This window comes from Curtobacterium sp. MCPF17_002, from assembly GCF_003234115.2.
GTDB lineage: Bacteria > Actinomycetota > Actinomycetes > Actinomycetales > Microbacteriaceae > Curtobacterium.
In genome coordinates this window covers 2,227,390-2,242,647 of the sequence record NZ_CP126251.1, presented here as the reverse complement: position 1 = coordinate 2,242,647, position 15,258 = coordinate 2,227,390, and the positions used below count along the sequence as shown (strand labels likewise).

Annotated in this window: 18 protein-coding genes; 17 read left to right on the top strand and 1 reads right to left on the bottom strand. The window is 69.3% G+C overall.

Features of this window, described 5'->3' with window-relative positions:
- Nucleotides 1-2: 2 nt before the first annotated feature.
- Nucleotides 3-1,085: a peptide chain release factor 1 gene (prfA, locus tag DEJ28_RS10485; protein WP_111114730.1), complete on the top strand. Its 1,083-nt coding sequence runs from the start codon at nucleotides 3-5 to the stop codon at nucleotides 1,083-1,085.
- Nucleotides 1,086-1,105: 20 nt separating this feature from the next.
- Nucleotides 1,106-1,981, top strand: a complete 876-nt coding sequence (gene prmC, locus DEJ28_RS10480) for a peptide chain release factor N(5)-glutamine methyltransferase (protein WP_111114729.1) — start codon at nucleotides 1,106-1,108, stop codon at nucleotides 1,979-1,981.
- Nucleotides 1,982-2,023: 42 nt separating this feature from the next.
- Here prmC and DEJ28_RS10475 read toward each other — a convergent pair whose 3' ends face one another.
- On the bottom strand, nucleotides 2,024-2,677 hold the full coding sequence (locus DEJ28_RS10475) for an HAD family hydrolase (protein WP_181433631.1): 654 nt from the start codon (nucleotides 2,675-2,677) through the stop codon (nucleotides 2,024-2,026).
- 37 nt (nucleotides 2,678-2,714) lie between these two features.
- Between DEJ28_RS10475 and DEJ28_RS10470 the strand changes: the two genes are divergently transcribed.
- The 15 genes from DEJ28_RS10470 (at nucleotide 2,715) to DEJ28_RS10400 (ending at nucleotide 15,152) form a co-directional block, all read left to right on the top strand.
- A complete protein-coding gene (locus tag DEJ28_RS10470; RefSeq protein WP_111114727.1) occupies nucleotides 2,715-3,389 on the top strand; it encodes an L-threonylcarbamoyladenylate synthase in 675 nt (224 codons plus the stop codon).
- Nucleotides 3,386-4,612 (top strand): MraY family glycosyltransferase, encoded by a 1,227-nt coding sequence (locus DEJ28_RS10465; protein ID WP_111114726.1) that lies wholly within the window; start codon nucleotides 3,386-3,388, stop codon nucleotides 4,610-4,612. The genes DEJ28_RS10470 and DEJ28_RS10465 overlap by 4 nt, the downstream gene beginning before the upstream one ends.
- Nucleotides 4,609-5,088, top strand: coding sequence for a Cg1360 family ATP-synthase-associated protein (locus tag DEJ28_RS10460; RefSeq protein ID WP_258367953.1), 480 nt, complete (start codon nucleotides 4,609-4,611; stop codon nucleotides 5,086-5,088). Before DEJ28_RS10465 ends, DEJ28_RS10460 begins: the two co-directional genes overlap by 4 nt.
- Before the next feature lie 180 nt (nucleotides 5,089-5,268).
- Entirely contained in the window at nucleotides 5,269-6,054 is a 786-nt protein-coding gene (gene atpB, locus DEJ28_RS10455) for a F0F1 ATP synthase subunit A (protein ID WP_111114725.1), read from the top strand.
- 61 nt (nucleotides 6,055-6,115) lie between these two features.
- A complete protein-coding gene (atpE, locus tag DEJ28_RS10450) occupies nucleotides 6,116-6,358 on the top strand; it encodes an ATP synthase F0 subunit C (protein ID WP_017885749.1) in 243 nt (80 codons plus the stop codon).
- A gap of 9 nt (nucleotides 6,359-6,367) precedes the next feature.
- Nucleotides 6,368-6,943, top strand: coding sequence for a F0F1 ATP synthase subunit B (locus tag DEJ28_RS10445; RefSeq protein WP_111114724.1), 576 nt, complete (start codon nucleotides 6,368-6,370; stop codon nucleotides 6,941-6,943).
- Between the two features lie 2 nt (nucleotides 6,944-6,945).
- Nucleotides 6,946-7,740: a F0F1 ATP synthase subunit delta gene (locus DEJ28_RS10440; RefSeq protein WP_111114723.1), complete on the top strand. Its 795-nt coding sequence runs from the start codon at nucleotides 6,946-6,948 to the stop codon at nucleotides 7,738-7,740.
- A 107-nt stretch (nucleotides 7,741-7,847) separates the two neighbouring features.
- A complete protein-coding gene (atpA, locus tag DEJ28_RS10435) occupies nucleotides 7,848-9,476 on the top strand; it encodes a F0F1 ATP synthase subunit alpha (RefSeq protein WP_111114722.1) in 1,629 nt (542 codons plus the stop codon).
- Entirely contained in the window at nucleotides 9,477-10,379 is a 903-nt protein-coding gene (locus tag DEJ28_RS10430; RefSeq protein ID WP_111114721.1) for a F0F1 ATP synthase subunit gamma, read from the top strand.
- A 47-nt stretch (nucleotides 10,380-10,426) separates the two neighbouring features.
- A complete protein-coding gene (gene atpD, locus DEJ28_RS10425; RefSeq protein WP_111073617.1) occupies nucleotides 10,427-11,881 on the top strand; it encodes a F0F1 ATP synthase subunit beta in 1,455 nt (484 codons plus the stop codon).
- Between the two features lies 1 nt (nucleotide 11,882).
- A complete protein-coding gene (locus DEJ28_RS10420) occupies nucleotides 11,883-12,146 on the top strand; it encodes a F0F1 ATP synthase subunit epsilon (RefSeq protein WP_027465776.1) in 264 nt (87 codons plus the stop codon).
- Nucleotides 12,143-12,919, top strand: a complete 777-nt coding sequence (locus DEJ28_RS10415) for a YaaA family protein (RefSeq protein WP_349774951.1) — start codon at nucleotides 12,143-12,145, stop codon at nucleotides 12,917-12,919. Before DEJ28_RS10420 ends, DEJ28_RS10415 begins: the two co-directional genes overlap by 4 nt.
- Before the next feature lie 112 nt (nucleotides 12,920-13,031).
- A complete protein-coding gene (locus DEJ28_RS10410) occupies nucleotides 13,032-13,580 on the top strand; it encodes a hypothetical protein (protein ID WP_146248805.1) in 549 nt (182 codons plus the stop codon).
- 54 nt (nucleotides 13,581-13,634) lie between these two features.
- Nucleotides 13,635-14,327, top strand: a complete 693-nt coding sequence (locus DEJ28_RS10405; RefSeq protein ID WP_111114718.1) for an FHA domain-containing protein — start codon at nucleotides 13,635-13,637, stop codon at nucleotides 14,325-14,327.
- Nucleotides 14,328-14,330: 3 nt separating this feature from the next.
- A complete protein-coding gene (locus DEJ28_RS10400) occupies nucleotides 14,331-15,152 on the top strand; it encodes a PP2C family protein-serine/threonine phosphatase (protein WP_111114717.1) in 822 nt (273 codons plus the stop codon).
- Nucleotides 15,153-15,258: the final 106 nt, after the last annotated feature.

Genomic DNA, 15,258 nt, shown 5'->3' with positions numbered 1-15,258 from the left:
GCGTGTTCGAGTCGGTGGCAGGGCTGCTGGCGGAACACGAGGACCTGACGCAGCAGCTGTCGGACCCCGCGCTCCACGCCGATGCGGCCCGGGCGAAGAAGGTGAACCGGCGGTACGCCGAGCTCAACCAGATCAAGTCCGCGTACGAGTCCTGGAAGGCGGCGGGGGACGACCTCGCCGCCGCCCAGGAGCTCGCGCGTGAGGACGAGGCGTTCGCGGACGAGGTCCCGGCGCTCGAGGAGCAGTTGGCGGAGCGCCAGGAGCGTCTCCGCCGGCTGCTCATCCCGCGCGACCCCGACGACGGGCGTGACGTGATCATGGAGATCAAGGGTGGTGAAGGCGGCGAGGAATCGGCGCTCTTCGCGGCCGACCTCCTGCGCATGTACTCGCACTACGCCGAGTCCAAGGGCTGGAAGATCGAGATGCTCGAGCGGACCGAGTCCGACCTCGGCGGCTACAAGGACGTCCAGGTCGCGATCAAGTCGAACGCGACGGACCCCTCCCAGGGCGTCTGGGCGCACCTCAAGTACGAGGGCGGCGTGCACCGTGTGCAGCGCGTGCCGCAGACCGAGTCGCAGGGGCGCATCCACACGTCCACGACGGGCGTGCTCGTGTTCCCCGAGGTCGACGAGCCCGAAGAGGTCGCGATCAACCAGAACGACCTGAAGATCGACGTGTACCGGTCCTCCGGCCCCGGCGGGCAGTCGGTCAACACGACCGACTCCGCGGTCCGCATCACGCACCTGCCCACGGGCATCACGGTCGCGATGCAGAACGAGAAGTCGCAGCTGCAGAACCGTGAGGCCGGCATGCGCGTGCTCCGCGCACGCATCCTCGCGAAGCAGCAGGAAGAGCTCGACGCCATCGCCTCGGACGCGCGCAAGTCGCAGATCCGTGGCATGGACCGTTCCGAGCGCATCCGCACGTACAACTTCCCGGAGAACCGCATCGCGGACCACCGCACCGGGTACAAGGCGTACGACCTCGACCGCGTCATGAACGGTGCGCTCGAGCCCGTCATCCAGTCCGCGATCACCGCGGACGAAGAGGCACGTCTGGCCGCCATCGGCGACCAGGACGCCTAGACACGGCCCTGGAGGAACGGATCACGTCCGACACGCCCGTCACGTTCGCCGCGGATCGTCTCCTGCAGGAGGCGACCGCGGCGCTCGGCGCATCCGGCGTCCCGACCCCGCAGGTCGACGCCGAGCTGCTGCTCGCGTGGGCGACCGACACCTCGCGCGGCGCCGTGCAGGCCCGTGCGCTCACCGGCGGCGCGATCGCGGGTCCGCACGTCGACCGCTTCCGGCAGGCCGTCGCCCGGCGTGCCACCCGGGAGCCGCTCCAGCACATCACCGGCGAGGCGCACTTCCGGATGCTGACCCTCGCGGTCGGACCCGGCGTGTTCGTCCCGCGGCCCGAGACCGAGGGCGTCGTGCAGTTCGGCATCGACGCGCTCCGGGCGGTCGCCGTGCCCGAGCCGATCGCCGTCGACCTGGGGTCCGGCAGCGGCGCGATCGCGATCGCGATGGACACCGAGGTGTCGAACGCCGTCGTGTACGCGGTCGAGCGGTCACCAGAGGCGCTGCCCTGGACCCGGCGCAACGTCGATGCCCACGGTGGGACCGTGCGGCTCGTCGAGGGTGACCTCGGCGACGCGCTGCCCGAACTCGACGGCACCGTGTCCGTCGTCGTGTCGAACCCGCCGTACGTGCCGGACGACGCCGTCCCGATCGACCCCGAGGTCCGCGACCACGACCCGGCGATGGCGCTCTACGGCGGACCGGACGGTCTCGACGCCGTGCGTGCCCTGGCCGAGACGGCGTGGCGGCTGCTCGTGCCCGGGGGAGTCCTCGTCGTCGAGCACGCCGAGCAGCAGGGGGCCGGGGTCCGCGAGGTCCTGGCGCGCCGGGGGTTCCGTTCCCCGGAGACGCACGTCGACCTCACCGGGCGCGACCGCACGACCACCGCGACCCGCTAGTCGGAGGCGACCCGCGCCTCCAGGCCGTGACGCGGTCCCCGTCTACCGGACGAGCGCGGACAGGCGTTCCTGCGCCGCGACGAACGCGCGCACCTCGTCACGGAGGTCGGTGTCGTGCTCGACGAGCACCGCGTGGATGCCGACGCCCCGCGCACCCGCGATGTTCTCCGGCATGTCGTCGGCGAAGAAGGTGCGCTCGGCGGGGACGCCGTGGTGCGCGAGCGCCCGCCGGAACACCTCGGGCTCGGGCTTCCGCGCGCCGAAGTTGCTCGAGGTGTCGAGGTGCTCGCCGAACAGCGGCGGCAGCGACGGCGCCCACCGGTGGATCCAGCGACCGGCGAGCGGACCGTTGTTCGTGAGCAGGCCGACGCGGCCGTGCTCGCTCGCGATCCGGACCGCTTCGATCCGCTCGGGCAGCTCGGTCATGGCGGAACCGCGGATCCGCGCCCACTCGGCCTCGGGGACGTCGCAGCCCATCGCCCGCTCGAACGCGGCGAGGTACTCGTCACCGTCGGCGAACCCGCCGGCCTCGGCACGCTGCTCGTTGCCGCAGTCCCACCAGCGCCGGCGGAGCTCCTGGAACTCGTGTCCGGTGAACTCGGAGAGGGCGGCCATCCGCACCTTCCAGTCGTACCGGACCAGGACGTCGTCCATGTCGAAGAGGAACAGGAGCGGGGGCGCGGAGGTCTCGTTCACGATGTCCTCCATTGTGTCGCACTATCATCGTCGAGTCATGGCATCCCGATACGACTGCACCGACTCCGACGGGCTCCTGACCGGGATGCGGCTCGCACGTGCCGCCCTCGGGCGCGGAGAACTCGTCGTCGTCCCCACCGACACCGTCTACGGCGTGGCCGCGGACGCCTTCAGCCAGGCCGCCGTCCAGCGCCTCCTCGATGCGAAGGGCCGCACGCGCCAGTCGCCGCCGCCCGTCCTGATCCCCGGTCCGCCGACGCTCGAGGCGCTCGCGAGCGACATCCCGCAGGAGGTGCGGGACCTCGTCGACGAGTTCTGGCCCGGCGGCCTCACCGTGATCCTCCGCGCGCAGCCGTCGCTCGACTGGGACCTCGGCGAGACGCGGGGCACGGTCGCCCTCCGGATGCCGGACTCGCGCATCGCGCTCGAGCTCCTGCAGGAGGTGGGCCCGCTCGCGGTGTCCTCGGCGAACTCGACCGGCGACCCCGCCGCGATGGACGTCGACCAGGCCGAGGCCATGCTCGGCGACAGCGTCGCGGTCTACCTCGACGGTGGCCCGCTCGACGCGCACGAGGGCTTCGCGTCCTCGACCGGGTCGACGATCGTCGACGCCACCGGGCTGTCGGACGGCGGGACGCTCCGCATCGTCCGGCACGGGGTGATCTCCGACGACGAGATCATCCGGGTCGTCGGAGCCGACCTCGTCGGATGAAGTACTACCTGCTCGCGGGGGCCATCTCGGCGGTCGTGAGCTTCTGCGTCAGCTGGATCGTCTGGAAGCTCGGGCTGAAGTACAAGTGGTACCCGAAGGTCCGTGAGCGCGACGTGCACCGCACGCCGACGCCCCGGCTCGGCGGCATCGCGATGTACCTCGGGGTCATCGTGTCGCTCCTGGCGGCGTGGTTCCTGTTCCCGTCGATCGCCGGGACCGACTACTTCCGGTTGGTGTTCTCCGAGCCGAACCGCGTCCTCGCCGTGCTCGGCGGGGCGACCATCATCGTGGTGCTCGGCGTCGCCGACGACATCTGGGACCTCGACTGGATGACGAAGCTCGCGGGCCAGATCATCGCCGCGGGCATCCTCGCGTGGCAGGGCGTGGCCATCGTGTCGCTGCCGATCGGCAACACGCTCGGCGTCGGCTCGTCCTACATGAGCCTCATCTTCACCGTGCTGGCGGTGGTGCTCGTGATGAACGCGGTGAACTTCATCGACGGCCTGGACGGCCTGGTGGCGGGCGTCGCGATCATCGCCGGCGGCGTGTTCTTCCTCTACACGTTCTTCATCAACCGCGTGGTCGTGCAGACGGAGTTCTTCTTCAACCTGCCGTCGCTGCTCACCGCGGTGCTCGTCGGCGCCTGCTTCGGCTTCCTCATCCTCAACTGGCACCCGGCAAAGCTCTTCATGGGCGATGCCGGCGCGCTGCTGGTGGGCTTCCTGATGGCCACCAGCGCGGTGTCCGTGACGGGCAACATCGACCCCGCCGCGGTGCAGACACGCCAGGCGCTGCTGCCGGCCTTCATCCCGATCCTGCTCCCGTTCGCGATCCTCATCGTGCCGATCCTCGACTTCGGCCTCGCGGTGACCCGACGGCTCAGCGCGGGGAAGTCGCCCTTCTCGGCCGACCGGAAGCACCTGCACCACCGCCTGCTCGACATGGGCCACTCGCACTTCCACGCGGTGCTCATCTTCTACGCGTGGACGGCCACCGTCGCCGTCGGCTGCCTGCTGTTCCTCTTCGTGGACTGGTACTGGGTCGTCGTCTTCGTCGCCGTCGGGTTCACGGTGTGCGCCGTGGCCACCTTCGCCCCGCTCGGCCGCAAACGGGCCGAGTTCGCCGCACAGGCCGCCACCCGCTCCACCACCGTGGTGGACGCCAGCCTCGACCCGCTCGACCGGGCCGCCAACGACCGCACGATCCCAGGAGACATCACGTGACCGCACCGAACGCGCTCGACCACGTCCGGCCGGTGTTCCGCCGCATCATCACCTGGGGCGCGGTCCTGGCCGTCGGGCTCGCCGTCGTCGGGGGAGTCGTCGGCCTGCTCGTCGCCGGCGGCCCGGGCCTCGTCGGCGGACTCCTCGGGGCCGTCCTCAGCGTGGTCTTCCTCGGCCTGACGGCGGTGAGTGTCCTCGTCGCGCTGCGGGTGTCCGGCGGCCAGATGATCTCCGGTGCGTTCTTCGGCATCGTGATGGGCACCTGGCTCCTGAAGTTCATCGTCTTCATCGTCGTGCTCGTCCTGCTCCGGGACCGCGACTGGGTGGACTTCCCGGTGCTCGCGATCGTGATCATCGCCGGGGTCGTCGGTTCGCTCGTGATCGACGTCGTCGCCGTCGCGAAGGCCCGGATCCCGATCGGGGTCGAGCTGCCGGGAGACTCCGCTTCTCCTGAGAAGGACGCGCCCCGCAACTGAGAGACCGGGAAGCCTCCCGCACCTGATAGGCTTCTCGGAGTCCGCGGCCGGAGCTTTGCTCGGAGCGGACGAGCCTCCACAACGTCCACCATCGCGTGCCATGATGTGCGCGCGCCGACACAGGAGACAGCGCTGCTATCCCACGCTCTTCCCCTGTCCCTCACCGCCGCGGCCAACACCGTGGCGGCGGGGAGCAGCAAGGCCGCCGAGTTCCATGGTCCGTCGATCAACGAGTTCTTCCCGGATGCGATCTTCTTCGCAGGGACGCCCTTCGAGATCGATCGTGTCGTCATCATCCGCTTCATCGCGGTCGCAGTGCTCCTGGTGTTCGCGTTCGCGGGAACCCGTGCGCTGAAGCTGGTCCCGAACCGCGGGCAGGCGTTCATCGAGTACGGCTTCGACGTCGTCCGCCGGAACACCTTCGACAACCTCGGTGAGAAGGACGGCAAGCGGTTCCTGCCGCTCCTCGCGTCGATCTTCTTCGGCGTGCTGTTCATGAACCTCACGGGTCTGATCCCGGGGTTGAACCTCGCCGGCACCAGCCGCATCGCGATGCCGATGGTCCTCGCGATCATCGCCTACGTCGCCTTCATCTACGCGGGCCTCCGCAAGCACCCGGGCACGTTCCTCCGGAACTCGCTCTTCCCGCCCGGGGTGCCGTGGTACCTGTACATCATCGTGACGCCGATCGAGCTCGTCTCGACCTTCGTCCTCCGCCCGGTGACGCTGACACTGCGACTCCTGATGAACATGGTCGTCGGGCACCTGCTGCTCGTCCTGTTCTTCTCGGCCACGCAGTTCTTCTTCTTCGACGCCTCGCTCGGCTTCAAGGCCTTCGGCATCGGGACGATCGCGTTCGGCATCGCGTTCAGCTTCTTCGAGATCCTCGTCGCGCTGCTGCAGGCCTACGTCTTCATGCTCCTCACCGCCGTCTACATCCAGCTGGCGCTGGCCGACGAGCACTGATTCCTCACTGACCCCCTACGGGACCGGCAACCGTCGGACCCGCACCTCGAAAGGAAAACACGTGGACGCAACGACCGTTCTCGCGGAGATCAACGGCAACATCGCGACGGTTGGCTACGGCCTCGCTGCGATCGGCCCGGCCATCGGCGTCGGCATCGTCGTCGGCAAGACGATCGAGTCCGTCGCTCGCCAGCCTGAGCTCCAGGGCCGCCTGACGACCCTCATGTACATCGGTATCGCCTTCACCGAGGCCCTGGCCTTCATCGGCATCGCCACGTACTTCATCTTCACCGGCACCAACTAAGGTTCCTCGATGCACAATGCACTCATCATCGCGGCGGAGGAAACGCACAATCCGCTGATCCCGCCGGTGTACGACATCGTGTGGTCGCTGGTTGCCTTCGTCATCATCTTCCTGGTGTTCTGGCGTGTCGTCACGCCGCGCATCACGAAGATGCTCGATGAGCGCACCGAGGCCATCGAAGGCGGCATCAAGAAGGCCGAGGCCGCTCAGGAGCAGGCCGCTGCCGCACTCGACGAGTACAACAAGCAGCTCGCCGAGGCACGGACCGAGGCATCCCGCATCCGTGAGCAGGCCCGTTCCGACGCGAACGCGATCGGCAACGAGCTCCGCGAGCAGGCGCAGGCCGATGCAGCACGCATCACCGCCAACGCGCAGGCGCAGATCGAAGCCGAGCGTCAGAGCGCTGTCCAGTCGCTGCGGAGCGAGGTGGGCACGCTTGCCCTCGACCTCGCCTCCGGTGTGATCGGGGAGTCCCTCAAGGACGACGCGAAGTCGACCGCCGTCGTGGACCGGTTCCTCGCCGACCTCGAGGCATCGCAGGGTTCGTCGGCTCAGGGTTCGTCTTCGCAGGCCGGGGAGCACTGAGCATGCGCAGCGCCACCAGAGAAGCACTGGCGTCCACGAGGGCGGTGCTCGCCGACCTCGGCGGTGCGGCCGACCTCGCCGTCGGTGCCGAGATCCTCGCCGCAGGGCGCGCGATCGCCGGTGCGCCGCAGCTGCTCGGTCTGCTGTCCGACCCGACGGCTGACCCGGCCGGCAAGAAGGTCGTCATCGACCGCGTCTTCGCCGGCCAGTCGGTCGCGACGCGTGCGGTCCTGACCGCGGTGGCCGGCTCGCGCTGGTCCTCGCACCAGGACCTCCTCGTCGGCATCGAGGACGCGGGCATCCGCGCCGTCGCCGCCACCGCACCGTCGGACGTCCCGCTCGAGTCCGAGCTGTTCTCGTTCGAGTCCGCCGTCCGCTCGGACGCCGACCTCGAACTGGCACTCGGCACGAAGCTCGGCAGCCCGTCGCAGAAGAGCGCGCTCGTCGAGCGGCTGCTCGGCGGCAAGGTCTCGGCGCAGACGATCACGATCCTGTCGCACCTCGTGCAGCAGCCCCGCGGTCGCCGCATCGGCGAACTCGTCCGTGATGCCTCGCGCATCGTGGCCGAGCAGGCGGACAAGCTCGTCGCGACGGTCATCACCGCGACACCGCTCTCGGTCGGCCAGGCGGCTCGTGTCGCCCGCGGCATCGGCGAGAAGTACGGCAAGGACATCAGCATCAACCACGTGGTCGACCCCTCGGTCGTCGGCGGGGTCCGGGTGCAGATCGGCGGCGACGTCATCGACGGCACCGTCTCCACGCGTCTCTCGGAGCTCCGGCTCCAGCTCGCCGGCTGAGCGTACGGTCGAAGACGCCCCTCCCAAGTCCACAACGGGAACTGCCGAGTCAGGCAGCATCACCCTCTCGGAGCCGACAGGCCCCGGAAACCAACAAGGAAAATCCCATGGCAGACATCACCATCAGCCCCGATGAGATCCGTGATGCCCTGAAGGACTTCGTCTCGAACTACGAGCCGACGAAGGCCTCCACGGCCGAGGTCGGGCACGTCATCGACGCCGGCGACGGCATCGCGCACGTCGAGGGCCTCCCCGGCGTCATGGCCAACGAGCTCATCCGCTTCGCGGACGGCACGCTCGGCCTCGCGCAGAACCTCGACGAGGACTCGATCGGCGCGATCGTGCTCGGCGAGTTCGCCGGAGTCGAAGAGGGCCAGGAAGTCACCCGTACCGGCGAGGTCCTCTCGGCCCCCGTCGGCGACGGCTTCCTCGGTCGCGTCGTCGACCCGCTCGGCGCCCCGATCGACGGTCTCGGCGAGATCGCAGCCGAGGGCCGTCGTGCCCTCGAGCTCCAGGCTCCGGGCGTCATGTCCCGCAAGTCGGTCCACGAGCCGCTCCAGACCGGCATCAAGGCCATCGACGCCATGATCCCCGTCGGCCGTGGTCAGCGTCAGCTGATCATCGGTGACCGCCAGACCGGCAAGACGGCGATCGCGATCGACACGATCATCAACCAGAAGGCCAACTGGGAGTCGGGCGACGAGGACAAGCAGGTCCGCTGCATCTACGTCGCGATCGGTCAGAAGGGCTCCACGATCGCCTCCGTCAAGGGTGCGCTCGAGGACGCCGGTGCGATGGAGTACACCACCATCGTCGCCGCGCCCGCCTCCGACCCGGCCGGCTTCAAGTACCTCGCTCCGTACACCGGCTCGGCCATCGGCCAGCACTGGATGTACCAGGGCAAGCACGTCCTGATCATCTTCGATGACCTCTCGAAGCAGGCCGAGGCCTACCGTGCGGTGTCGCTCCTCCTGCGTCGTCCGCCGGGACGCGAGGCCTACCCGGGTGACGTCTTCTACCTGCACTCCCGTCTGCTGGAGCGTTGCGCGAAGCTGTCCGACGAGCTCGGCGCCGGCTCGATGACGGGTCTCCCGATCATCGAGACCAAGGCGAACGACGTCTCGGCGTACATCCCGACCAACGTCATCTCCATCACCGACGGCCAGATCTTCCTGCAGTCGGACCTCTTCAACGCGAACCAGCGTCCGGCCGTCGACGTGGGCATCTCGGTGTCCCGCGTCGGTGGTGACGCCCAGGTGAAGTCGATCAAGAAGGTCTCCGGCACGCTGAAGCTCGAGCTGGCGCAGTACCGCTCGCTCGAGGCGTTCGCGATGTTCGCGTCCGACCTCGACCAGGCGTCGCGTCGTCAGCTGGACCGGGGCGCTCGTCTGACCGAGCTCCTCAAGCAGCCGCAGTACTCGCCGTACCCCGTCGAGGAGCAGGTCGTCTCGATCTGGGCCGGCACGAACGGCAAGCTCGACACGGTGCCCGTCCCCGACGTGCTCCGCTTCGAGTCCGAGCTGCTCGACCACCTGCGTCGCAACTCCGACGTCCTCACGACCCTGCGCGAGACGAACCAGCTCAGCGACGACACCGTCGCCGAGATGTCGAAGCAGATCGACGAGTTCACGAAGAGCTTCCAGACGAGCGACGGCAAGACGCTCGGGTCCGATCAGGTCCAGGCGGCTGACGCCGAGGACGTCGACCAGGAGCAGATCGTCAAGGGTCGTCGCTAGATGGCAGCGCAGGTCCGGGTCTACCGACAGCGAATCAAGTCCGCGAAGACCACGAAGAAGGTCACTCGCGCGATGGAGTTGATCTCGGCGTCGCGGATCCAGAAGGCGCAGGCCCGCATGGCTGCGTCCGGCCCGTACTCGCGAGCCGTGACGCGCGCGGTGTCGGCCGTGGCGACGTTCTCGAACGTCGACCACGTGCTGACCACCGAGCCGGAGTCGTCGACGCGTGCAGCCGTCGTGCTGTTCACGTCGGACCGGGGCCTGAACGGCGCGTTCAGCACGAACGTCCTCAAGCAGGGCGAGGAGCTCGCCTCCCTGCTCCGCAGCGAGGGCAAGGACGTCGTCTACTACCTGGTCGGGCGCAAGTCCGTCGGGTACTTCGCGTTCCGTGAGCGTTCGTCCGAGCAGCAGTGGGTCGGCAACACCGACCAGCCCGAGTTCTCGACGGCCAAGGAGATCGGCGACGCCGTCGTGGCGAAGTTCCTCCAGGACACGGCGGACGGCGGCGTGGACGAGATCCACATCGTCTTCAACCGCTTCCTCAGCCTGGCGACCCAGGAGCCGCAGGTCGTTCGCCTGCTCCCGCTCGAGGTCGTCGAGGGTGTCGAAGAGCCCTCGGACGACGGGCCCCTGCCGCTGTACGAGTTCGAGCCGGACGCCGATGCGGTGCTCGACTCGCTGCTCCCGGTCTACATCGAGAGCCGCATCTTCAACGCCATGCTCCAGTCGGCTGCTTCCGAGCACGCCGCCCGGCAGAAGGCGATGAAGGCGGCCAGCGACAACGCCGACTCCCTGATCCGTGACTTCACCCGCCTCGCGAACAACGCGCGTCAGGCGGAGATCACGCAGCAGATCTCCGAGATCGTCGGCGGCGCCGACGCCCTCTCGACGAAGAAGAAGTAGTCCGCGTCGTTCGCGGACAGATACCCACCCTCAGGAAGGCACCAGCCATGACCGACACCGCAACCACCGCGGTCGAGACGTCGTCGGCGCCCGGTGTCGGCCGGATCGCCCGTGTCACGGGTCCCGTCGTCGACATCGAGTTCCCGCACGACGCAATCCCGGAGATGTACAACCTCCTGTTCACGACCATCACCATCGGTGACTCGTCGCAGGAGATCGGCCTCGAGGTCGCGCAGCACCTCGGCGACGACCTCGTCCGTGCCATCTCCCTGAAGCCGACCGACGGTCTCGTCCGTGGTCAGGAAGTCCGTGACTCGGGCGCCCCGATCTCGGTCCCCGTCGGCGACGTCACCAAGGGCAAGGTCTTCGACGTCCTCGGCAACGTGCTCAACAGCGACGAGAAGATCGAGATCACCGAGCGCTGGCCGATCCACCGCAAGGCCCCGGCCTTTGACCAGCTCGAGTCCAAGACCTCGATGTTCGAGACCGGCATCAAGTCGATCGACCTCCTCACCCCGTACGTGCAGGGTGGCAAGATCGGCCTCTTCGGTGGTGCGGGCGTCGGCAAGACCGTCCTCATCCAGGAGATGATCCAGCGCGTCGCGCAGGATCACGGTGGTGTCTCGGTGTTCGCCGGTGTCGGTGAGCGCACCCGTGAGGGCAACGACCTCATCGGTGAAATGGAAGAGGCCGGTGTCTTCGACAAGACGGCCCTCGTGTTCGGCCAGATGGACGAGCCGCCGGGAACGCGTCTCCGCGTGGCCCTGTCGGCGCTGACGATGGCGGAGTACTTCCGCGATGTCCAGAAGCAGGACGTGCTCCTCTTCATCGACAACATCTTCCGCTTCACGCAGGCCGGCTCCGAGGTCTCCACGCTGCTCGGTCGCATGCCGTCCGCGGTGGGCTACCAGCCGAACCTCGCCGACGAGATGGGTGTGCTCCAGGAGCGCATCACCTCGACGCGTGGTCACTCGATCACCTCGCTGCAGGCGATCTACGTGCCGGCTGACGACTACACCGACCCGGCGCCGGCGACCACGTTCGCGCACCTCGACGCCACCACCGAGCTCTCTCGCGAGATCGCGTCGCAGGGTCTCTACCCGGCGATCGACCCGCTGACCTCGACGTCGCGGATCATGGACCCCCGTTACCTGGGTGCCGACCACTACGAGACGGCCACGCGCGTCAAGCAGATCCTCCAGAAGAACAAGGAACTGCAGGAGATCATCGCCATCCTCGGTGTCGACGAGCTCTCCGAAGAGGACAAGATCACGGTCGAGCGCGCTCGTCGGATCCAGCAGTTCCTCTCGCAGAACACGTACATGGCGAAGAAGTTCACGGGTGTCGAGGGCTCCACGGTACCGCTCAAGGACACCATCGAGTCCTTCCGCGCCATCGCCGACGGCGAGTTCGACCACGTTGCGACGCAGGCGTTCTTCAACGTCGGTGGCATCAACGACGTGGAAGAGAAGTGGGCTCAGATCCAGAAGGAGAACCGCTGACATGGCGGGTCTCAGCGTGAGCGTCGTCTCGGCCGACCGTGAGGTCTGGTCGGGCGACACCACCATGGTCGTGGCACGCACGACCGAGGGCCAGATCGGCATCCTCGCCGGACACGAGCCGATGCTCGCGATCCTGGCGCAGGGTCAGGTCCGCATCACGCGGGCCGACGGGTCGACCGTCGCGGTCGACGCCGAGGACGGCTTCCTCTCGGTCGAGCACGACACGGTCACGATCGTCGCGCGGCAGGCCGCGCTGGCGTCCTGACCGGACTGACCGTCCTCCTCCCGCCTTCGGAGACGAAGCGGGAGGGCGGGGACACGGAGCGCACGCTCGACCTGCGTGCGCTGTCGTTCCCGGAACTGGCTGCAGAGCGGGCCGCGGTGATCACCGCGGCCCGCTCCGTCAGTTCCGAGGAGTCCTCGGCCAGGACGGCGTTGAAACTCGGACCGAAGTCGATCGAGGAGCGGTTCCGCAACCTCGTCCTCGACACGTCGGGCACGATGCCGGCGATCGACCGCTACACCGGCGTGCTCTACGACCCGCTCGGTGCGCGCGAGGCCGACCCGGCGACCCGCGCGTGGTGGTTCGGACACGTCGTGGTGCAGTCCGCGATGTTCGGCCCGATCGGTGGCGGCGATCCCGTCCCCGCGTACCGGCTGTCGCACGACTCCCGGCTCGGTGCGATCCGGCTCGCCGCGCACTGGCCCGAGCCGTCGTCGCGTGTCCTCGCGGGGCGGACCGCTGGCCGTCTCGTGCTCGACCTCCGCTCAGAGGGCTACCGACAGCTGGGCCCGGTGCCCGCGGCGATCGTCCCTCGGGTCGTGAGCGTCGACGGTTCCGGCCGTCGGAAGGCGCTCAACCACTGGAACAAGACCGCGAAGGGGCGCCTGGTCGCGCTGCTCGCGCGCACCGGGGCACAGGTGTCGACCATGGCGGGGCTCCTCGAGTGGGCGTCGTCGCACGGCGTCGTGTTCGAGGAGCACGGCGGCGGTTGGGACCTCGTCGCGGAGAGTCTCGAACCGGTCGCCGTCCGGTAGCACCGCCCCACTCGTCCTCCACAGGGGCGGGTGGGGTTCGTACGTTCCACAGATGGCCGGTGGGTGCGGGCCTGGAGGCGCGTGGTGCGTTTCGATGGCGTGCATGATCCCCGTGACGACACGAGTCCACCCCGAAGCCGCAGTCCGGTACCCGCGCGAGATCGCGGCTGCCGTCACCCTCCCCGCGGCGTGCGCCGCACTCGTCGCGGACGGAACGGGTCCGCTGCCGCGGACCGCCGGGATCGCCGTGCTCACCGCCTGTGGTGCGCTCGCGCCGCGGTTCGCGCTGCTCGCGTTCGTCGCCGCCCGTGACGAACCCGACGCCCGGACCGTCGCGGCCTTCGACCCGTTCCACGACCCGACGCCGCCGGCGTTGCGCGGCTTCGGGCCGGAGCCCGACCGGGACCGCGTGCGGGTCGCGGGAGACCGGTGCGCCGAGGCCTGGCAGTGGTGGCGTGCCGAGGACCTGCCCGCCGACACCGCCACCGGGGCGGCCGGGGCGCTGGCGATGGCGTCGTGGTGCTCGTGGGCGCTCGGGTCGGTGGCGCGCGCGCAGACCCGGGCGCAGTACGCGCTCGAGACCCGGGGGGACGATCCGCTCGCCGGCCTCGTGCTGCGGTCGGTGCGGGCCGGCAGTGCACCCTCGTGGGAGCGTCGATGACGAGCGGCGGACAGGATCGTCTACGGTGGTGTGGACCACGCTTGGAGGGCTCGAGTGCGCGACGACGACATCGACGACACCGTCGTCCGTCGACCGCGCGCGCCGCTCTCGGGCGATCGCATGGACGATGCGCTCGGTGACACAGTGATCCGTCCACAGGCCCGGCCCGACACGTCCGCGACCGAGGACACCGTCGTGCGGGTGCCCAGGCCGCCCCGTGCCGAGGGTGCGGGTCCTGACGGAGCCGCACCGCGCCTCCAGTCCGACCCGACCGACCCGACCGACCCGACCGCGCCGATCGGGGTGACGACCAGGGTGCCGTCCATCCGCATCGGTGACCGGGTGCTCCGACTCGACCACCCCGTCATCATCGGGCGGCGGCCGGCGCTGCCACGGATGGTGCGGGGGCCGGTTCCCGAACTCGTGACCGTGCCGTCGGCGAGTGGCCAGGTGTCCTCATCGCACGTGCTGGTGCACGCCGAGGGCGAAGCCGCCGTCGTCGACGACCTCCGATCGACCAACGGCACCGTGGTGCGTCCGGCGGGCGCGGCACCGTTCCGGATGCCCGCAGGTGCGTCGAACGTCGTGCTGACGGGTACGGTTGTCGAGATCGGTGACGGCAACGTGATCGAGGTCCTCTCGCCGCACCTGCGGGTCGCACCGTCGGCGGACGACCTCCCTCCGCTTCCCGCGTGGCCCTCCGATCCACCAGCTGGTCCGCCCCGAACCCCCAGAGAGCGATCCTGAAACGTGACCGAACTCGGCCGAGCAGCGACTGCGCACGCCATCGACGTCCCCGGTGCCGACGGCGCCACCCTGACGCTCACCTGGGGGGCGGCGACCGACATCGGTCGTCGGCGTGACCACAACGAGGACAGCTACATCATCGGTGCGCCGTTCTTCGTCGTCGCCGACGGCATGGGCGGGCACCTCGCGGGTGACCGCGCGAGCGACGCAGTCGTCCGCCGGCTCGAGCAGGCCACCGAGAGCGCCTTCACGACGCGGCAGTCGATCCAGCGTGCGCTCCTGCTGGCCACCGCGGACATCGAGCGGGCCGCCGGGGGCAACGCGATCGGCGCGGGCACGACGGTGACCGGGATCGCCCTCGTCGCGGCGCACGGCCAGCCGGCGGCGCTCGTCTTCAACGTCGGGGACTCGCGCACCTACCGCATCGAGGGCGGCGTGCTGCGTCGCGTCACGGTGGACCACTCGGTCGTCCAGGAGATGGTCGACGCCGGGCTCCTCCGTGCAGAGGACGCCGAGCGCCACCCGGACAGCAACGTGATCACCCGCGCCGTCGGGTTCGGCGAACCGCCGGAGCCCGACTGGTGGACCCTCCCGCTCCGGGCGGGGGACCGCTACATCGTCTGCTCCGACGGTCTCACGAAGGAACTCGGCGACGTCGGCATCGGTCGGATCGCCGCGCGGGTGCCGGGCGCGCAGGAGCTCGCCGAGCGACTCGTCGGCGACGCGGTCGTCGCGGGCGGACGCGACAACGTGACGGTGGTCGTGCTGCAGGTCGACGCCGCACCCGTCGACGGCGACGTCGAGGACACGCTCCCGCGCCACTGAGTGACCCCCCGAACTGGGGGAGCGATGGGCATCCGTGCGCATCGGTGTGCGGAACGTCGGTCACCCACGGTTCGTACAATGGCATGGCCGTGACGAGAGAGCTGGC

Excerpts from the sequence above, each read along its gene's own strand:
- DEJ28_RS10470 (WP_111114727.1), top strand. The coding sequence starts at position 2,715 with ATGGCATCCCGATACGACTGCACCGACTCCGACGGGCTCCTGACCGGG.
- DEJ28_RS10465 (WP_111114726.1), top strand. The coding sequence starts at position 3,386 with ATGAAGTACTACCTGCTCGCGGGGGCCATCTCGGCGGTCGTGAGCTTC.
- DEJ28_RS10445 (WP_111114724.1), top strand. The coding sequence starts at position 6,368 with ATGCACAATGCACTCATCATCGCGGCGGAGGAAACGCACAATCCGCTG.
- DEJ28_RS10440 (WP_111114723.1), top strand. The coding sequence starts at position 6,946 with ATGCGCAGCGCCACCAGAGAAGCACTGGCGTCCACGAGGGCGGTGCTC.
- atpA (WP_111114722.1), top strand. The coding sequence starts at position 7,848 with ATGGCAGACATCACCATCAGCCCCGATGAGATCCGTGATGCCCTGAAG.
- DEJ28_RS10430 (WP_111114721.1), top strand. The coding sequence starts at position 9,477 with ATGGCAGCGCAGGTCCGGGTCTACCGACAGCGAATCAAGTCCGCGAAG.
- atpD (WP_111073617.1), top strand. The coding sequence starts at position 10,427 with ATGACCGACACCGCAACCACCGCGGTCGAGACGTCGTCGGCGCCCGGT.
- DEJ28_RS10420 (WP_027465776.1), top strand. The coding sequence starts at position 11,883 with ATGGCGGGTCTCAGCGTGAGCGTCGTCTCGGCCGACCGTGAGGTCTGG.